Here is a 17,699-nt window from a genome sequence, read left to right on the forward strand (position 1 = left end):
CGGGGAACAACGGGCGGTGACGCGGTGACCCCGCGCGGCTGGGCGCTGCTGACCCTGGCCGGGCTGACCATCGCGCTGGTGGTGCTGGCCGCGCTGCTCATCCCGTGGCACCGCCCGCCGGCCCCCCGGGCCGACCAGCTCGCCGCTCTGGGCGACCTGCCGGCCGAGCAGGTGGCAAAGGGGCGGGATTTCCGGGCCGCGCTGCGTCCCGGCGGCTATACCGCGCTCGCCGTTGGGCTGCTGATCGCCCTCGCGCTCGGGTTGACCCCGCTGGGCAGTCGCCTGGTCGAGCTGGTGGGCCGGCCGTTCGGTGGGCACTGGGCAGCGCAGGCTGTGCTCGGCGGGCTGGCGGTGGTGCTCGTCGCCGACCTGGTGACACTCCCGTTCGCCGCCTGGCGGCAGAGCGTGCTCACCCGCTACGGCTTGAGCACCAACGGCTGGAGCGGCTGGGCGGTCGACCTGCTCAAGTCGTACGCCGTCAGCGCGGTGATCGGCGCCGTGGCGCTGTTCGGCTTCTACGCGGTCATCCGGCTCGCGCCACGCTGGTGGTGGGCGTTCGGTGCGGCCGGTGCCGCGGTGCTGGTGGTGCTGCTGTCGTTCGTGCTGCCGGTGCTGGTGGAGCCGGTGTTCAACCGGTTCACCCCGATGGAGCAGGGCCCGTTGCGCACCGAGCTGATGAGCATGGCCGCCCGCGACGGGGTGCCGGTGCGTGACGTGCTGGTCGCCGATGCCTCCCGGCGCACCAGGGCGGTCAACGCGTACGTCTCCGGTCTCGGGCCGACCCGACGGGTGGTCGTCTACGACACGCTGCTGCGCGAGGCGACCCCGGCCGAGGTGACCGCCGTCGTGGCGCACGAGTTGGGGCACGCGAAGGACTCCGACGTGGCGGCCGGCACGCTGACCGGGGCGCTGGGCGCCGCGGCCGCCGTGGTGGCGCTCTACCTGCTCGGCTCGTGGGGGCCACTGCTGCGGCTCGCCGGTGTCGACTCGGTGGCTCAACCGCGAGCGTTCCCGCTGCTGGTCGCCCTGGTCACGGTGGCCGGGTTGGTTGCCGCTCCGGTGCAGGCGCTGATGTCCCGACGGGTGGAGGCGCGGGCCGACGCGCACGCGCTCGCGCTCACCAACGACCCGGAGTCCTTCGAGTCGATGCAGCGCCGGCTCGGCTCGGTCAACCTCGGCGACCCCGACCCGCCCCGCTGGGAATACCTCTATTCGGCCTCACATCCGTCCACCGTGGAGCGGATGGCCGCCGCCCGCGCGTACGCCCGGGAGGTCGGCCGATGAGCCGCACCCTGCTGATCACCAATGACTTTCCGCCCCGCCCGGGTGGGATCCAGTCGTTCGTGCACAACCTCGCGGTCCGTCAACCGGCCGGCTCGGTGGTCGTCTACGCGTCGAGCTGGCGCGGGGCCGCGAAGTTCGACGCCGACCAGCCGTTCGAGGTGATCCGGGAACGTACCCGGGTGTTGCTGCCCACCCCGTTGATCGCCCGCAGGGCGGCCCGGTTGGCTCGCGCGTACGACTGCGACACCGTGTGGTTCGGCGCGGCGGCCCCGTTGGGCCTGCTCGCGGCCGGCCTGCGGCGGCGCGCCGGCATCCGCCGGGTCGTGGCGCAGACCCATGGCCACGAGATCGGTTGGGCGGCGGTGCCGGCGGCCCGGCCGGCGCTGCGGCGCATCGGTCGGGGTGTGGACGTGACCACCTATCTCGGCGAGTACACCCGCAGCCGGTTGGCCCGGGTGCTGGACGGGGTGACCGACCTGCGCCGTCTCGCGCCCGGGGTCGACGTGGACACCTACCACCCGAGCGTGGACGGTGAACAGGTCCGGGCCCGGCTCGGGTTGACCGACCGGCCGGTGGTCGTCTGTGTGTCCCGGCTGGTGCCGCGCAAGGGTCAGGACACCCTGATCCGGGCCCTGCCGGAGATCCGCCGCCGGGTGCCCGACGCGGCGCTGCTGATCGTCGGTGGCGGGCCGTACCGGGCGACTCTGGAGAAGCTGGCCCGCCAGACCGGTGTGGAACGGGATGTGGTGTTCACCGGCACGGTGCCGTCGGTCGAGCTGCCGGCGCACTACGCGGCCGGCGACGTCTACGCGATGCCGTGCCGCACCCGCAACCGTGGCCTCGACGTCGAAGGGCTGGGCATCGTCTACCTGGAGGCGTCCGCGGCCGGCCTGCCGGTGGTGGCCGGCGACTCCGGAGGCGCACCGGACGCGGTCCGGGAGGGGGAGACCGGCTACGTCGTGCGCGGTCGGGACGTCGCCCAGCTCGCCGACCGGGTCGCCCGGCTGCTCGCCGACCGGGACCTGGCCCGGCAACTGGGCGCGGCTGGCCGAGCGTGGGTGGAACGGGAGTGGCGCTGGGAGGCGCAGGCGGAACGCATGGCGGCACTGCTCGCCGGCTGATCGCCCCCCCGCGTTCAGCTCTCCCGGGTGGGCGCGTAGCGCGGCACGTACTCCTGGCCGGTGAGCTGCTGGATCGCCGCCATCACCTCGTCGGTGACCGTTCGGATGTCACGCGGCCCGTTGATCCGCTCGGCGACCGGGATCGGCGGGCCGAACCGCAGGGTGATCGGGTGTCGACGGGGCAGCCGCGCGTCGACCGGCAGCACCTCGGCGGTGCCGAGCACGCCGACCGGGATGATCGGCACCCCGGCGTCGCGGGCCAGCCGGGTCATCCCGACCCGGCCCCGGTAGAGCCGCCCGTCCGGGGAGCGGGTGCCCTCCGGGTAGACGGCGACCAGGCCGCCGGCGCGCAGCACCGGGACGGCGGCGTCGAGGGCGCGCAGGGCGGCCCGGCCGTCTGAGCGGTCGACCGGAATGGCGCCCATGCCGGCGACGATCCGCCGGTTGAGCCAGCCGCCCGGACCCCGGCCGTTGAAGTACTCGACCTTCGCCCAGAAGGTGACGTGTCGGGGCGTCGAGGTGACGAGAAACAACTCGTCGGCGACGGACAGGTGGTTGCCGGCGAGGATGGCGCCGCCGTGTCGGGGTAGATGCTCCAGCCCTTCCACCCGGGGCTGCCAGCCAAACCGCAGCACGGTGCCGACGGTCAGCTTGGTGACGTCGTACAGCAGGGGCACGTGTCCTCCGGGGTCGGGTTCAGGCGGGCGCCGGGCCGAGGTGGGCGTCCAACGTGGCGCGCAGAAGGGCATCGTCGTCGGTGGCGCCGGTGGCCAGCGGCAGGCTGCCCCAGGCCCAGAGTTGGGCGATGCCGTGCAGGTTCGCCCACAGCGCGCCGGCGAGCACCGCCGCGGGCGCGTCGGTGGGCCGGCGCGCCCGCGCCACCAGGTCGGCGAGCACGGCGAACAGCGGCAGGCTCGTCTCGCGCAGCCGAAGCCGGCCGCTGTCCAGCAGGTCGTGGCGGAACATCAGCTCGAACATGCCGCGGTGGGCCGCCGCGAAGTCCAGGTACGTCCGGGCCAACGCGGTCAATCGGGTACGGGGGTCCGGATCGACGTCGCGCAACGTTCGCTCGACCCGGGCGGTGAGGTCGGCGAAGCCCTCCCGGGCGATGGCGGAGAGCAGGTCGACGTGGGTGGGGAAGTAGCGGCGCGGTGCGCCGTGCGAGACCCCGGCACGCCGGGCGATCTCCCGCAGCGACACCGCCGACTGGCCCTCGCGCAGCACCAGGTCCACCCCGGCGGCCACCAACCGAGCCCGCAGCCCCGTCTCGTCCGCGTCCATAGACACTGTCTATCAGCCGCCGTAGACGGTGTCTACCTTCCCGTTGCCGCCGGCGCTGCCCGTGGTGCCGGATGTCTCGGTGAGCGGTATACCTCTGAGTCATATAAATGCCTCTGAGGTATATCGCCTTTCATCGACCTGGCCGCGAAACCCTGGCCCGATCAGCCGAGGTGGTTGGGGCGGGGTGGTTCAGCGGATGCGGGCCAGGATCCGATCGGCGGGGGCCGGGCGGCCGAAGTGCCAGCCCTGGGCTGCGTCGCAGCCGATCGCCCGCAGCCGTTCGGCCTGCCCGGCGGTCTCCACCCCTTCGGCGGTGACGGTCAGGTCCAGCGCGTGCGCCAGCGAGACCAGGGAGGCGAGGATCCGCTCGTCGGTGCGGCCGACGGACGGCGAGCGCAGGCCGGCCACGAACTCCCCGGCCACCTTCAGTTCGGTCACCGGCAGGTCCCGCAGGTACGCCAGGTTGCTGTAGCCGGTGCCGAAGTCGTCGATGGCGATGCGCACCCCGAGGTCGGCAAGGACCCGCAGGGCGCGGACCGGCTCCTCGGCGGTGCTCATCATCGTGCTCTCGGTGATCTCCAGTTGAAGCCGCTCCGGTGGCAGGCCGGTCTGCCGCAGCAGCGCACGGACCTCCTGCACCAACCCGGGCCGGTGCACCTGCCGTACCGCGAGGTTGACGCTGACGAAGGGCGCGGCGGCACCCCCGGCCGACCACGCCTCGGCCTCGCGGCACGCCTCGGCCAACACCCAACCGCCCAGCTGGACGATCAGGCCGGTCTCCTCGGCCAACCCGATGAAGCTGTCCGGGCGCAGCACCCCCAACTCGGGGTGCCGCCAGCGGACCAGCGCCTCCACGCCGACCAGGCTGCCGTCGCGCAGTGAGGTCAGCGGCTGGTAGTCGAGGTAGAACTCGCCCCGCTCCAACGCCGCCGGAATGGCCGCGGAGAGCGCGTAGCGGGCCAGTTCACGTTGGTTGCGTTCGGCGTCGTAGAGCGACCAGCGCGCCCCACCGGCGGACTTCGCCCAGTGCAGGGTGCTGTCGGCGGCCCGCATCAGGTCCGTGGGGTTGGCCCCGGCCACCTGGCGCTCGACGATGCCGATGCTCGCCGAGATCTGCAGCTCGTGCCCGTCGACCAGGGCCGGTGTGCCTACCGCCGCGAGCGCGGTCTCGGCCACCGCCACCATGTCGTCGGTGCCGGCGGTGTGTTCCACCAGGATGACGAACTCGTCGCCGCCGAGCCGGGCCACCAGGTGCTCACCCATGGCCTTGCGCAGCCGCTCGGCCACCGTGGCCAGCAACAGGTCACCGATCTGGTGCCCCAGCGTGTCGTTGACCACCTTGAAGCGGTCCAGGTCCAGGAAGCACACCCCGACCCGCTGCGCGCCCCGGCCCGGCTCGTTGAGCGCCGCGGCGAGCCGCTCGGTGAACAGCGTCCGGTTGGGCAGACCGGTGAGCGGGTCGTGGGTGGCCTGATGCCGGAACCGGGCCTCGCTGGCCCGCAGCGCCCGCTCGGCCTGGGTCCGGGCCCGCATGGCGGCGCGGCGGATCGACTCCTGCTCGTCGAGCGTCCGGTCGCGCAGCGCGCGGGCGTAGCCGGTCGCCACCGCCGCCAGCAGTCGGGCCATCCGGTCCTCGACGTCCTCGGCCACCAACCCCAGGTCGCGCACCAGGCGGAGCTGGATGACCTCGACGGTACGACCCAGCCCCTCGGCGGAAGCAATGTGCGCGGCGACCAGCTCGGCGCCGACCCGGTGCCCGGCACGCAGGTCGAACGGCTCGGTGAGCAACGCCCCGGCCAGTTGCCCGGTGAGCCGGTCCAGCAGGGACTCCAACTGGGCCTGGGTCATCGGTAGGTAGCTGGTGCCGGAGACCGCCTTCGCCCAGGCCCGGGCGAACGTCCCCGGGCAGGGGGTCGCCCCGGGCGACTCAGTCACCGAGGCGCCCGACGCCGCCCATGAAGACCGCGCGCTCGGCGTCCTCAGCGCTCTCCGGAGTGTCCGGTCGCCACTCGGGTACCCACACCACGCCGGGGTCGAGCAGCTCGAAGCCGTCGAAGAGCGCGGTCAGCTCGGCACGGCTGCGCACCCACAGCGGGTTGTCGGTGCGCCGGTAGACCCGCTCCGCCTCGGCGCGTTCGTCCTCGCTGCGCCCGTCGTCGCTGGCCTGTGACAGCACCAGGTAGCTGCCGGGCGCCAACGCGTCCCGCAGCGTCCGCAGCAGCTCCGCCGGCCGGTCGTCGTCGGAGACGAAGTGCAGGACGGCCACGACCATCACGGCCACCGGTTGGCTCAGGTCGAGCAGCTTGCGGACGTCCGGATGGGCCAGGATCGCCTCCGGGTTACGCAGGTCCTCCTGCACGACCGCGGCCCGCTCGTTGCCGGCGAGGATCTCGCGGCTGTGCGCCACAGCCACCGGGTCGACGTCCACATAGACCACTCGCGACTGCGGGTCGAGCTGCTGGGCGATCTCGTGCACGTTGCCGACGGTCGGGATGCCCGAACCGATGTCCAGGAACTGTCGGATCCCGGCGTCGGCGAGGTGGTGCACGGCCCGGCGCAGGAACGCCCGGTTGGCCTGGGCCATCAACGGCGCCTCGGGCACCGCGGCGACCATCGCCTGCGCCGCGGCCCGGTCGGCGGCGAAGTTGTGTGAGCCGCCGAGGTAGTAGTCGTACATCCGCGCGACGCTCGGGCGCTCGATGTCGATGGTGTCGGGTGCCCAGTCCGGCCGCTGCATGCGTTTCACCCCTCGAATCCGCGACGCGAGCATCGTCGCCCGCGCGGGTATTGTGCACCCGCCACGCACGCCAGACCATAGCGCGCCGAAGGTTGCCCGCCGACGTCGGTCGCGTCGTCCCGCTCGACGAGCGGGGGCAGGTCAGAACTTCGGTGCGTCCGGTGCCTCGAGCAGGCCCAGCCGGAGCGCGGTCATCAGGGCCTGAGCCCGGTTGGCCGCGCCGAGCTTCTCGTAGAGCTTCGAGATGTGCGTCTTCGCCGTGGACTCGCTGACGAACAGCTGCTTGGCGATGCCCGCCACGCTCATCCCGTCGGCGAGCAGCCGCAGCACCTGCCCCTCCCGGGGAGACAACTGCGGGCCGGACGGGGCGAGCCGACGCTTCATCGCCTCGGCCAGGTCGGCCGCGGTGAACGCGCTGGGGGAGGAGGCGGCGTGCCGTGCGGCGGCCACCACCTCGTCGGCCGGAGCGGTCTTCGGCACGAAGGCGCTCGCGCCGGCCTCCAGGGCGCCGAAGAGCTGGTCGTCGCCGGCGTACATGGTCAGCACCACGATGCCCATCGACGCGCTGGACTTGCGCAGTGCGCGGGTGGCCTCCAGGCCGCTGCCGTCGGGCAGCCGCAGATCCATGATCACCACGTCCGGCTGCAAGGCGCCGGCCTGGCGTACCCCCTCCGCCGCCGTGGCCGCCTCACCGACGACCTCGAACTGGCGGTCGCGCTCGAAGGCGTGCCGCAAACCCTTGCGAATCAGGTCATGATCGTCGACAAGGAGGACCTTGGTACGGGTGGCCGGTATCGGACTTGTGGTCATCCTCGGGTTACTCCCCTTCTGGTGCTGCGCTGCCGCGCACGTTATCGCGCCGGGCCGAGGTGCCGAGAACCACCGCCACGGTCGTGCCGCTGGGTTGCCGCGGCCTGATCTCCAACCGGCCCCGGATACGTTCCGCCCTCTCGGCCATGATCGCAAGACCGTACCGCCCGTCCGGGCGCTGGTCAGCCATCCCCTGACCGTCATCCGACACTTCTATTTGCGCGTACGGGGGGTCGACCTCACACGTGACCCACAAATTCGACGCCCCGGCGTGCTTGCGCGCGTTGGTCACCGCCTCCTGCGCGATGCGCAGCAACTCGGCCTCGGTGGCGGCCGGCAGTCGGGCGGTGGACTCGTCCAGCGAGAGGTGCACCCGCAGCCCTCCGGACGCGCCAACGGTGCGCGCGTACTCGGCGATCGCCGCGGCCAACCCACCCTGCCGGTCCACCTCGCTGCGCAGCTCGAAGAGGCTCAGCCGCAGCTCCTGGATCACCCGGGTCACCTCGCCGCGCAGCGTACGCAGGGCCTCGGCGGTCTCGTCGGCGTCGTCGAAGACGGTGGCCAGGGCGTTGTCGATGCCGTAGCCGACCATCACCAGCTCCTGTGCCACCCCGTCGTGGATCTCCCGGGCCAGCCGCTGCCGCTCCTCGTTGGTGGCCAGCGAGCGGACCTCGTCGAAGAGCAGCGCCGCCTCCAGCCGCAGCGCGGCGGGGCGGGTCAGCGCGGTCACCCGGGACACCACCGGCGGCGGGTACGCGTGCGCGGCGTCCGCCTCCAGCACCACCAGCCCCACCGTGCGCACCCCGGCGACCAGCGGAATGATCAGCGCGGACACGTCGCCGCCGCGGTGCGAGCGGGACTGCGACCGGGCGGCCGTGGTGGCCTGCTGGGTTGCCCAGGCGTCGGCGATCGCGGAGTCCGCGTCCAGCGTCGTCTCCCAGTCCACCCGGTCGACGCCGGCCTGGGCGAGCACCACGAGGCGACCTCCGCCGCTGGCCGACAGCACCGCGCCCCGGTCCGCGCGGGCCACCGTGCGCAGCTCCTCCAGCAGGTGCTCGGAGATGCCGCCCGGGTCCAGGGTCGCCCCGGGCAGCTGCCGGGCCACCGTCCGCAGCTGGGTCAGCAGCCGGGTGGCCTCGGCGTACGGCTGCGGTTTGCCCTCACCGCGGACCGCCATCACCCGGTGCAGCGTGCCGGCGGCGTAGAGCCCCAGCGCCGCCAGGATCAGCCACTGCGCGCAGACCGCGAGGTAACCCAGCTGGCCGAGCTGGAGACCACCGTCGACCCGGGTCAACGCGCCGCTGAGCAGCAGGGTGGCGGCGGTGACCACGAGCAGCGCGGCGCCCTCCGGGAAGCGGCGGCGCAGCGCGGTGACTGTCACCGGGACCGCCAGGTAGGGCAGCACCGCCGACGCGCCCAGGCCGTCGACAGTGCCGCCGATCGACGCCACCGCGGCGACGTGGCTCGCTGCCAGCCCCAGCACCACCACCTCGGCCACCCGGCTCAGCGGGCCGACCAGCCGGTGCTGCGGTGCCAGCAGCGACGGCAGCCCGGCCACCGCCAGCAGCGCGATCCACCACAGCTGGGTGACGTCGCGGGTGGCGAACAGGGTCAGGATGGCGATCAGCGCCAGCATCACCACGCGGGCGGCCGCGGCGAGGGGATGCGGGTGCGGGGCGGTGGCTGTGGATGCGGGCACGTGACGGATGGTAGTCAGCCTCGGTAGATATCGGCGATCTCCGCCGCGTACGTCTTGTGGACAACCTGGCGCTTGACCTTGAGCGACGGGGTCAGCTCGCCGGTCGCCTCGGTGAAGTCGTGGGGCAGGACCCGGAACACCTTGATCGCCTCGGCCTTCGACACGGCCTGGTTCGCGGCGTCGACCGCCGCCTGGATCTCCTTGCGGAGGCCCTCGTGCTCGCGCAACTGCTCGACAGGGGTGTCGAGGGGCATCCCGGCGTTCTCCAGCCAGGTCGGCAGCGCCTCCTCGTCGACGGTGACCAGCGCCGCGATGAACGGCTTCCGGTCACCGACCACGACACACTGGCTGATCAACGGGTGCGCCCGGACCAGGTCCTCGAGCACCGCCGGGGCGACGTTCTTGCCGCCGGCGGTGACGATCAGCTCCTTCTTGCGGCCGGTGATGCTCAGGTAGCCGTCGGAGTCGAGCTGGCCCAGGTCGCCGGTGCGGAACCAGCCGTCGGCGCTGATCGTCTCGGCCGTCGCGGTCTCGTTGCGCCAGTAACCCTGGAAGATCAGCTCGCCGGAGATCAGGATCTCGCCGTCGTCCTCGATCCGCACTGTCACGCCGGGCAGCGGGCGGCCGACGGTGCCCATCCGGGTGCCGCTGGGCAGGTTCGCGGCGGCGGCGGGCGAAGTCTCGGTGAGGCCGTAGCCCTCCAGGACCGTCACGCCGATGCCCCGGAAGAAGTGGCCGAGCCGGGCGCCGAGTGGCGCGCCGCCGGAGATCGCGTCCCGGCACCGTCCGCCGAGCGCGGCGCGCAGCTTGCGGTAGACCAGCCGGTCGAAGACCACGTGCTGGGCGCGAAGCGCCAGGCCCGGGCCGCCCGGGGTCTCCAGCGCCTCGCTGTACGCGATGGCGACCTGCTCGGCCCGGGCGAAGATGCCGCCCTTGCCGTCCGCCTCGGCCTTCTGCTTGGCGGCGTTGTAGACCTTCTCGAACACCCGGGGTACGGAGAGCACGAAGGTCGGTCGGAACGCCTGTAGCTCGGCGACCAGGTTCTTGGTGTCGGCGCAGTGCGCCATGGTGGCTCGCGCCTGCACGACGCCGATCTGGATGAGTCGGGCGAAGGCGTGCGCCAGCGGGAGGAAGAGCAGGGTGCTCGCGCCGGCGTTGAACAGGTTCGGCAGCACCGGCACCGCGTTGGCGATGTCGGCGTACATGTTGCGGTGGGTGAGCACGCAGCCCTTGGGGCGGCCGGTGGTGCCGCTGGTGTAGATAATCGTGGCCAGGTCGCCGGCGCGGACGGCCTTGCGTCGCCGCTCGACCTCGGCCAGCTCGACCGTGGCGCCGGTGGTGACCAGCTCGTCGACCCCGCCGCTGTCGATCTGCCAGACCTGGCCCAGCTCGGGCAGCCGGTGCCGGACACCGGCGATCAGGGCGGCGTGCGCCTCGCTCTCCACCACGACGGCGACCGCGTTGGAGTCCTCAAGGATCCACGCGGCCTGCTCGGCGCTCGACGTCTCGTAGATCGGCACGGTCACCGCGCCGACGGCCCAGATGGCGTAGTCGAGCAGCGTCCACTCGTAGCGGGTGCGGCTCATCAGCCCGACCCGGGCACCGGGCTCGATGCCGGCGGCGATCAGCCCGCGGGCCACGGCGGCCACCTCGTCGCGGAACTGGAGGCAGGTCACCTCGGTCCATTCGGTGACGGTGCCGTCGGCGCGCGGGGTGGGTCGGGCGAACTGGACGGTGTCGGGCGCGACTTCGGCGTTGTCCCAGACCGGATCGGTGAGGTTGGCCGCGTCGCCAACGGTGACGATCGGCGGAACGGAGAACTCGCGCACCTGCACTCCTTCGTGCTCGCACTGGTTGGGCCGGCCGCCGCCGTGGCGTCGGCATGTGTCGAAACCTACCCGGCGGGCGGTCGGGGTGAGACAACCAGGAGGCAGGTAGCCTCCCCCCATGGCGGACTCCTCCACCCAGTCGATCATTATCGGCGCCGCACCGGATCGGGTGACGGCGGTCATCTGCGACTTCGCGCGCTACCCGGAGTGGACCGACGCGGTGCGTCGCGCCGAGGTCGTCGAGGAGTACGAGGACGGCTACGCCAGTCAGGTGCATTTCACCATCGACGCCGGGGTGATGGCCGACGAGTACGTGCTCGCCTACGAGTACGCCGAGGATCTGTCCCGGATCGAGTGGCACCTGGTCGCCCCCTCGAAGATGCAGAAGGCCCAGCGTGGTTCGTACGACCTGGTGGGTAACCCGGACGGCAGCACGACGGTGACCTACACGCTGGAGGTCGACCTGTCGGTCGGCATGCTCGGGATGTTTCGGCGCAAAGCCGAAAAGATGATCATGGACACCGCGTTGAAGCAGCTCAAGCGCCGGGTAGAAGCAACCGGTGCGGCGCAGTGACGTGTCCGGTGGCACGGTAGAGGAGCCGACGGTGGGCGGAACGGATCCGGGTTCGGCCCGGGAAGAGGCGGAGCGGCTGGTCGCCACCCTGCTGGCAGGGGCGCGACTGGCCTCCGCCGGCTCGGCGGGCGGCGCGTTCGGCTCGTTGGGCGGGATGCTGTCCGGTGTCCTCGGTCACAGCGCGGGCCCGGACGCCCGCTCCGGCGCCGGTGGTGCTTTCGCCACCGGTTCGGCCGAATGCTGCGTCTGCCCGGTCTGTCGGGGCATCGCCGCGTTGCGGGATCCGAGTCCGGAATTCGCCGAACGGCTCGCGACCGGCGCCGGTGACCTCGCCGCGGGCGTCGCCAGCCTGCTCCGCGCGTTCTCCCCGCCGGAACCGTCCGCGCCGAACCCCACCGCGCCGGCCGCCGAGCCGACCACCCCGCCCGCGCCGGCACCCGCCGCGAGCACCGACGACGTGCTCCCCGAGCCACCCCCGAGCGCCCCGCCCACCGCGACCGTCGACGACCACGTGTGGCGCGATGCCACCCGTACCGGGCATGATTCTCAGCCGGCGCCGGAGCGGGATGTCTGGTCGGTCGCCACCCGGACGGCGGACCCACTCGCCCCGGCCGCCGTACCACCCGTCGACGAGGCCGGGACGGCGACCGTACCGGCACCGACCACCCGTTCCGTGGTGCCCGCCTCGCGGGTGCCCGATGACGCCGACGCGGAAGCATCGGGCGACGGCGCCTGAGCGCGGGACCTTCCGACCCGGACCGGCACTGGGCCGGAACCTGGGCCGGACAGCACAGCAGAGGGGGGCGGTAGCGGTGACGCTGACCATCGGAGTCGACGTCGGTGGCACGAAGGTGGCCGGCGGTGTCGTGGACGACACCGGCACGGTCCTCGTGCAGACCCGACGGGACACTCCCGCCGATGACGTGGCCAAGACCCGCGACGTCATCATCGAGTTGGTCGGCGAGCTGGCTGCCGGGCGGACCATCGAGGCCGTCGGCATCGGCGCGGCCGGGTGGATCGACGCCGGCCGTTCGACTGTGCTCTTCGCTCCCAACCTGGCCTGGCGTGACGAACCGCTGCGCGAGTACGTCAGCGAGGCAGTCGGGCTGCCGGTGATCGTGGAGAACGACGGGAACGTCGCCGCGTGGGCCGAGTTCCGCTACGGCGCGGCCCGCGACGCCGACGACTCGATGATCATGTTCACCATCGGCACCGGTGTGGGTGGCGGCATCGTCCTCGGTGGCGACCTGATGCGCGGCGCGCACGGCATCGCCGCGGAGCTGGGCCACATGCTGGCCGTGCCGGACGGGCACCAGTGCGGCTGCGGCCGGCTGGGCTGCATCGAGCAGTACGCCAGCGGCAGCGCCCTGGTCCGGTTCGCCCGGGCCGGCGCCCGGCAGGAGCCCAACCGGGCCACCGCCCTGCTGAAGCTGGCCGGCGGTGAGGCCGAGGCGATCACCGGCCCGATGGTGACCGCCGCCGCGCAGGGTGGCGACCCGGTCTCCGCCGAGGCGTTCGCCCAGATCGGTCGGTGGCTGGGCACCAGCCTCGCCGACATGGCGCAGATCCTCGACCCGCAGACACTGGTGGTCGGCGGCGGCGTGATCGACGCCGGTGACCTGCTGCTCGGTCCCACCCGCCGCTCGTACCTCGACGCGCTCGCCCAGCGCGGTCGCCTGCCGGTGGCCGAGGTGCTCCCGGCGGAGCTGGGCAACAGCGCCGGGGTGATCGGCGCCGCCGACCTGGCCCGCCGGATCTGAGGCGTCCGGGGATGGGCGTGCCGTTGCGCGTGGTGTCGTACAACATCCACAGCCAGCGCGACGACACCGCCGCGCTGGCGGCGGTGGTCCGGGCGGCGACGCCGGACGTGGTGATCGTGCAGGAGGGGCCGCGCCGGTTCCGGTGGCGGCAGAAGTCCGCCACGTTGGCCGAGTCGTTCGGTCTGGTGGTGGCCGCCGGTGGGCTGCCCGCCCTGGGCAACCTGATCCTGACCAGCCTGCGGGTCCAGGTGCTGGCCACCCGCTGCCAGCGCTTCCCGCTGACCCCCGGCCGGCACCTGCGTGGCGCCGCGTACGCCGACTGCCGGGTCGGTGACGCCCGGTTCACCCTCGCCGGCTCGCACCTGTCCACCGACCCGGCCGAGCGGCCGTCCCAGGCCGCCGAGTTCAAGCGTGGCCTGGACGCGGCGACCAGCCCGGTGCTGGCCGGGGCGGACCTCAACGAGGGGCCGGACGGGCCCGCCTGGGCCACAGTGTCGCGCGGGTTGACCGACACGGCGGTGGCGGCCGACCGGGCCGAGCGGCTCACCTACTCCTGCGCCGACCCGCGCCGACGCATCGACGCGCTGTTCGTCGACCCGCGGATCACAGTGGTCGACTACGACGTGGTGGACACCCCGCAGACCCGCCGGGCCAGCGACCACTTCCCGGTCCTGGTCGACCTGCTGCTGCCCACCGCCGGCTGACCCCCGACCCCGGCTCGACAGTCGACGCGTCCGGTCCAGGACTGGACATCCGGCCCGGTTGTGGAGAGGATTTCGCGGCGACCGGCACGCCTGCCGTACCAAAAGGAGATGTCCCCGGTGTCCACCTCCACCGACCACGGCCGGCCCGACCCGGAGGCGACCTCGCCCGCGGCGAACAGCGAGGGCCGCCCGGTCTCCGACCGGGGCGACACGGTCTGCGTCATCGGGGCCGGGGCCAGCGGCCTGACGGCCATCAAGAACCTGCGCGAGCACGGGTTCGGCGTGGACTGCTACGAGCGGGAGACGGGCGTCGGCGGCGCCTGGAACTGGCGGCACGACCGCAGCCCGGTGTACGCCAGCACCCACCTGATCTCGTCGAAGCCCTTCACCCAGTTCCCCGACTTCCCGATGCCGGACTCCTGGCCCGACTACCCGCACCACGGTCAGGTGCTGTCCTACTTCGAGCGGTACGCCGACCACTTCGACCTGCGCTCGCACATCTGGTTCGGCACCGAGGTGATCAGGGTCCAGCCCGTCGAAGGGGACCGGTGGGACGTGACCACCCGCTCCACCGGCGGGTACGGCCCCGAGCGCACCGCCCGGTACGCCGCCGTGGTGATCGCCAACGGCCACAACTGGTCGCCGAAGCTGCCCCGTTACGAGGGCCTCGAACAGTTCCGTGGCGAGATCATGCACGCCTCGTCCTACAAGGACCCGGCGCAGCTGCGCGGCAAGCGGGTGCTGGTGGTCGGCGCCGGCAACACCGGCTGCGACATCGCCGTCGAGGCCGCCCAGCAGGCGTCACGCTGCTGGCACTCCACCCGGCGCGGCTACTGGTACGCGCCGAAGTACGTCCTCGGTCGCCCCGCCGACCAGGTCAACGACACCCTGTTGGCTTTGCGGGTGCCGCTGCGGGTGCGGCAGTGGCTCTACCACTGGACGCTGCGGCTGACCGTCGGCGACCTGACCCGCTTCGGCCTGCCCAAGCCCGACCACAGGGTGTACGAGACGCACCCCATCGCGAACAGTCAGCTCGTCTACTACGTGGGCCACGGCGCGATCGGCCCGGTGCCGGACGTCGCCCGGTTCCACCCGTACGCGGTGGAGTTGGCCGACGGCCGCGAGATCGACCCCGAGGTGGTCGTCTTCGCCACCGGTTACCTGCCGCGCTTCGAGTTCCTCGACGCGTCGGTGTTCTCCGACAGCGCGGGCGCGGGCCGGCCCACCCTGTGGCTCAACGCGTTCACCCCGGGGCACCCGACCCTGGCCGTCGCCGGCCTGCTGCAACCGGACTCCGGGTTGTTCACCCTGTCGCACTGGCAGACGGTGCTCTTCGCCCGACTGCTCCAGGCCCGTCGGGACCGGCCGGAGCGGGCCACCGCGTTCGCGCAGCGGGTGCGAGAGCGGGCCGGGGAGCGGTACTCCGGGCCGGTCAAGGACAGCAGCCGGCACTGGTTCGAGGTCGGGCACGCCGACTATCTGCGCGCCATCCAACGCGCTCTGGTCGAGCTGGAGGGCAAATGAGCGCGAGCGAGCTGCGGGTCATGCGGGGCCGGGAGTGGTCCCGGCCGGTCCGGCCGGCCCGGCGGGAGGTGCTCAGCGCGGTCCCCGAGCTGGAGGAGGGGCGTCCGCCGCTGCTGTTCGTACCCGGGTTCGGGCACGGCGCGTGGGCGTTCGCCGAGCACTGGTTGGGTCACGCGGCGTCGCGGGGGTTCCCGGCGTACGCGGTGAGCCTGCGCGGGCACGGTGGCAGCGAGCCGGCGCCGGAGGCGACGCTGCGGGCGTACGCCCACGACGTGGTCCAGGTGGCAGCGAGCCTGCCGCGGCAGGCGGTGCTGGTGGGGCACGGCGCCGGGGCCCTGGTGGTGGCACACGCGTTGGCCCGCTACCCGGCGCGGGGCGCGGTGCTGGTGGCGCCGGTCTTCGGCGGCTGGGGAGTGCTGGGCGCGGCGTTGCGCCGCAACCCGGCGGGCACGTTGCCGGCGGTGTTCGGCGGGCCGTTGCGGCTCAACCGGGGGCAGTTGTTCAGCCGCGAGTTGCCCGACGAGGAGGCCCGGCGGTATGTCGGACGCCTAGGTCGGGCGGGTCGGCGGGCGCAGTGGGCGCTGCTGGGTGAGCCGGAGGCCGAGCCGGCCGTGGGCGCGCCCCCGGTGTTGGTGCTGGGCAGCCCGGACGACCGGGTGGTGCCGGCGTCGACGTTGACCCGGGTCGCCCGCCGGTACGGGTCGGCCCCGCTGCTCTTTCCCGGGATGGGCCACGACCTGATGCTGGACGCGCGGTGGGCGGAGCCGATCGACGCGATCCTGGACTGGCTGGAGAAGGAGCCGGTGGCGCACTGAGCGGCCAGGCCGCCGGCGGTCAGCCGCCGGCCTGGTGGACGGCCGGGCTGCCGGCCGGGGTGGCCGGCCGGGGCACCCGAGCGGCGCCGTCGGAGACGGTGTCGGTGCTGGTCAGGCGGCTGATCAGGCCGCCGCCGTCGTCCAGGGCGCGCAGGTAGGAGCGGGCCCAGGCCCGGATGTCGTGCTGGTGCAGGTGGGCGCGCATGGCCCGCATCCGCTGGGTGGCGTCGGCCGGGTCGGCCCGCAGCGCCTCACGCAGGCCCTGCTTGAGCCCTTCCAGGTCGTGCGGGTTGACCAGGTACGCCTGGGACAGCTCGGCGGCGGTGCCGGCGAACTCGCTGAGCAGCAGTGCGCCCGTGTCGTCGACCCGCGCGGCCACGTACTCCTTGGCGACCAGGTTCATTCCGTCGCGCAACGGGGTCACCGCCATCACGTCGGCGACCCGGTAGAGCGCGGCCAGTTCGGCCCGGTCGAAGGGCTGGGTGAGGTAGTGGATCGCCGGCTCACCGACCCGGCCGAACTCGCCGTTGATCCGGCCGACTTCGCGTTCGATGCGCTCGCGCAGGATCTGGTACTGGCCGACGCGTTCCCGGCTCGGCATGGCGACCTGCACCAGCACCGTGTCGCGGACCTTGACGTCGCCGCTGGCGAGCAACTCGCTGTACGCCTTGAGGCGCTGCTCGATGCCCTTGGTGTAGTCCATCCGGTCGACGCTGAGGACGACCTGCCGGGGATCGCCGAGGTCCTGACGGAGCCGGTGGGCCCGGGCGGCCACGTCCGGACGGTCGGCGAGCGCGGCCATCTCGGCGGTGTCGATGGAGACCGGGAAGGCGCCGATGCGGACGACCCGGTCGTCGATGCCGATCCGCCGGTCGGTGGCCGGCAGCTCCAGCACCCGGGTCACCAACTGGGCGAAGTTGTGCGCCGCCTGCACCCGCTGGAAGCCGACCAGGTCGGCGCCGAGCATGCCGCGCAACAACTCGGCCCGGCGGGGCAGTTGCATGAACAGCTCCGGCGGCGGGAACGGCACATGCAGGAAGAACCCGATGCGCAGGTCCGGGCGGAGCGCGCGCAGCAGGCCGGGGACCAGTTGCAGGTGGTAATCCTGCACCCAGACCACCCCGCCCGGCTCGGCCACCTGCGCGGTCGCCTCGGCGAAGCGCTGGTTGACCCGCTGGTACGCCTCCCACCAGCGGCGGTGGTGTTGCGGCTGCTCCACGGAGTCGTGGTAGAGCGGCCAGAGGGTGGCGTTGGCGAACCCCTCGTAGTGGTCGCGCAGGTCTTCCGGGCTGAGCGCGACGGTGTGCATCCGCACGCCGTCCACGTCCGGCAGGGCGGGGGCCGGACCGGTGCCACCGGCCCAGCCGACCCAGGTCGCCGGTGTGTGCCGCAGGAGCGGGTGCAGTGCGCTGACCAACCCGCCCGGGCTGCGCCGCCACTCGCAGGCCCCGTCGGGGGCCTGATTGTCGTCGATGGGGAGGCGGTTGGCCACCACCACGAGAGAACTCTGTCGCATCTCGGGCATTCCGATCAGCAGAGGACTGACCGCCGCGAGCAAGGA

Annotated in this window: 16 protein-coding genes; 8 read left to right on the forward strand and 8 right to left on the reverse strand. The window is 73.1% G+C overall.

The features are described from left to right. The first annotated feature begins 24 nt into the window (after positions 1-24). Positions 25-1,284, forward strand: a complete 1,260-nt coding sequence (locus GUI43_RS22245) for a M48 family metalloprotease (protein ID WP_112699714.1) — start codon at positions 25-27, stop codon at positions 1,282-1,284. After that, a complete protein-coding gene (locus GUI43_RS22250; RefSeq protein WP_112601748.1) occupies positions 1,281-2,405 on the forward strand; it encodes a glycosyltransferase family 4 protein in 1,125 nt (374 codons plus the stop codon). The genes GUI43_RS22245 and GUI43_RS22250 overlap by 4 nt, the downstream gene beginning before the upstream one ends. 14 nt (positions 2,406-2,419) lie before the next feature. Here GUI43_RS22250 and GUI43_RS22255 read toward each other — a convergent pair whose 3' ends face one another. From GUI43_RS22255 to GUI43_RS22285, 7 genes are all read right to left on the reverse strand, one after another. Further along, positions 2,420-3,082: a lysophospholipid acyltransferase family protein gene (locus tag GUI43_RS22255; RefSeq protein ID WP_091407544.1), complete on the reverse strand. Its 663-nt coding sequence runs from the start codon at positions 3,080-3,082 to the stop codon at positions 2,420-2,422. A 19-nt stretch (positions 3,083-3,101) separates the two neighbouring features. Then, on the reverse strand, positions 3,102-3,686 hold the full coding sequence (locus GUI43_RS22260; protein ID WP_112699715.1) for a TetR/AcrR family transcriptional regulator: 585 nt from the start codon (positions 3,684-3,686) through the stop codon (positions 3,102-3,104). 189 nt (positions 3,687-3,875) lie between these two features. Next, positions 3,876-5,534 carry a putative bifunctional diguanylate cyclase/phosphodiesterase gene (locus GUI43_RS22265; protein WP_225855314.1) on the reverse strand — a complete coding sequence of 553 codons (1,659 nt, stop codon included), beginning with the start codon at positions 5,532-5,534 and terminating at the stop codon, positions 3,876-3,878. A gap of 79 nt (positions 5,535-5,613) precedes the next feature. Continuing rightward, positions 5,614-6,423 (reverse strand): SAM-dependent methyltransferase, encoded by an 810-nt coding sequence (locus tag GUI43_RS22270; RefSeq protein WP_112582796.1) that lies wholly within the window; start codon positions 6,421-6,423, stop codon positions 5,614-5,616. Between the two features lie 141 nt (positions 6,424-6,564). Further along, positions 6,565-7,233, reverse strand: coding sequence for a response regulator transcription factor (locus GUI43_RS22275; protein WP_030337723.1), 669 nt, complete (start codon positions 7,231-7,233; stop codon positions 6,565-6,567). A gap of 7 nt (positions 7,234-7,240) precedes the next feature. Beyond that, positions 7,241-8,932 (reverse strand): sensor histidine kinase, encoded by a 1,692-nt coding sequence (locus tag GUI43_RS22280; RefSeq protein ID WP_112582795.1) that lies wholly within the window; start codon positions 8,930-8,932, stop codon positions 7,241-7,243. 14 nt (positions 8,933-8,946) lie between these two features. Further along, positions 8,947-10,761: an AMP-dependent synthetase/ligase gene (locus GUI43_RS22285; RefSeq protein ID WP_112699725.1), complete on the reverse strand. Its 1,815-nt coding sequence runs from the start codon at positions 10,759-10,761 to the stop codon at positions 8,947-8,949. Positions 10,762-10,879: 118 nt separating this feature from the next. On the opposite strand from GUI43_RS22285, the gene GUI43_RS22290 reads away from it, so the two are divergent. From GUI43_RS22290 to GUI43_RS22315, 6 genes are all read left to right on the forward strand, one after another. Beyond that, the gene (locus GUI43_RS22290) at positions 10,880-11,335 is read left to right on the forward strand and encodes an SRPBCC family protein (RefSeq protein ID WP_091407559.1); all 456 of its coding nucleotides are present in this window, start codon (positions 10,880-10,882) and stop codon (positions 11,333-11,335) included. Between the two features lie 31 nt (positions 11,336-11,366). After that, a complete protein-coding gene (locus GUI43_RS22295; protein ID WP_112699726.1) occupies positions 11,367-12,071 on the forward strand; it encodes a hypothetical protein in 705 nt (234 codons plus the stop codon). A gap of 76 nt (positions 12,072-12,147) precedes the next feature. Beyond that, entirely contained in the window at positions 12,148-13,095 is a 948-nt protein-coding gene (locus tag GUI43_RS22300) for an ROK family glucokinase (RefSeq protein WP_112699716.1), read from the forward strand. Between the two features lie 11 nt (positions 13,096-13,106). After that, positions 13,107-13,799 carry an endonuclease/exonuclease/phosphatase family protein gene (locus tag GUI43_RS22305; RefSeq protein WP_112699717.1) on the forward strand — a complete coding sequence of 231 codons (693 nt, stop codon included), beginning with the start codon at positions 13,107-13,109 and terminating at the stop codon, positions 13,797-13,799. A gap of 117 nt (positions 13,800-13,916) precedes the next feature. After that, positions 13,917-15,323 carry a flavin-containing monooxygenase gene (locus GUI43_RS22310; protein ID WP_112699727.1) on the forward strand — a complete coding sequence of 469 codons (1,407 nt, stop codon included), beginning with the start codon at positions 13,917-13,919 and terminating at the stop codon, positions 15,321-15,323. Continuing rightward, complete coding sequence (locus GUI43_RS22315; RefSeq protein ID WP_112699718.1) at positions 15,320-16,138, forward strand: alpha/beta hydrolase; 819 nt, start codon at positions 15,320-15,322, stop codon at positions 16,136-16,138. The genes GUI43_RS22310 and GUI43_RS22315 overlap by 4 nt, the downstream gene beginning before the upstream one ends. Positions 16,139-16,157: 19 nt before the next feature. On the opposite strand, the gene GUI43_RS22320 is transcribed toward GUI43_RS22315, so the two are convergent. Further along, positions 16,158-17,654: an alpha,alpha-trehalose-phosphate synthase (UDP-forming) gene (locus GUI43_RS22320; RefSeq protein WP_249037821.1), complete on the reverse strand. Its 1,497-nt coding sequence runs from the start codon at positions 17,652-17,654 to the stop codon at positions 16,158-16,160. Between the last annotated feature and the right edge of the window lie 45 nt (positions 17,655-17,699).

Origin of the sequence: Micromonospora noduli (genome assembly GCF_003264365.1) — a bacterium.
In the GTDB taxonomy this organism is placed as follows: Bacteria; Actinomycetota; Actinomycetes; order Mycobacteriales; family Micromonosporaceae; genus Micromonospora; species Micromonospora noduli.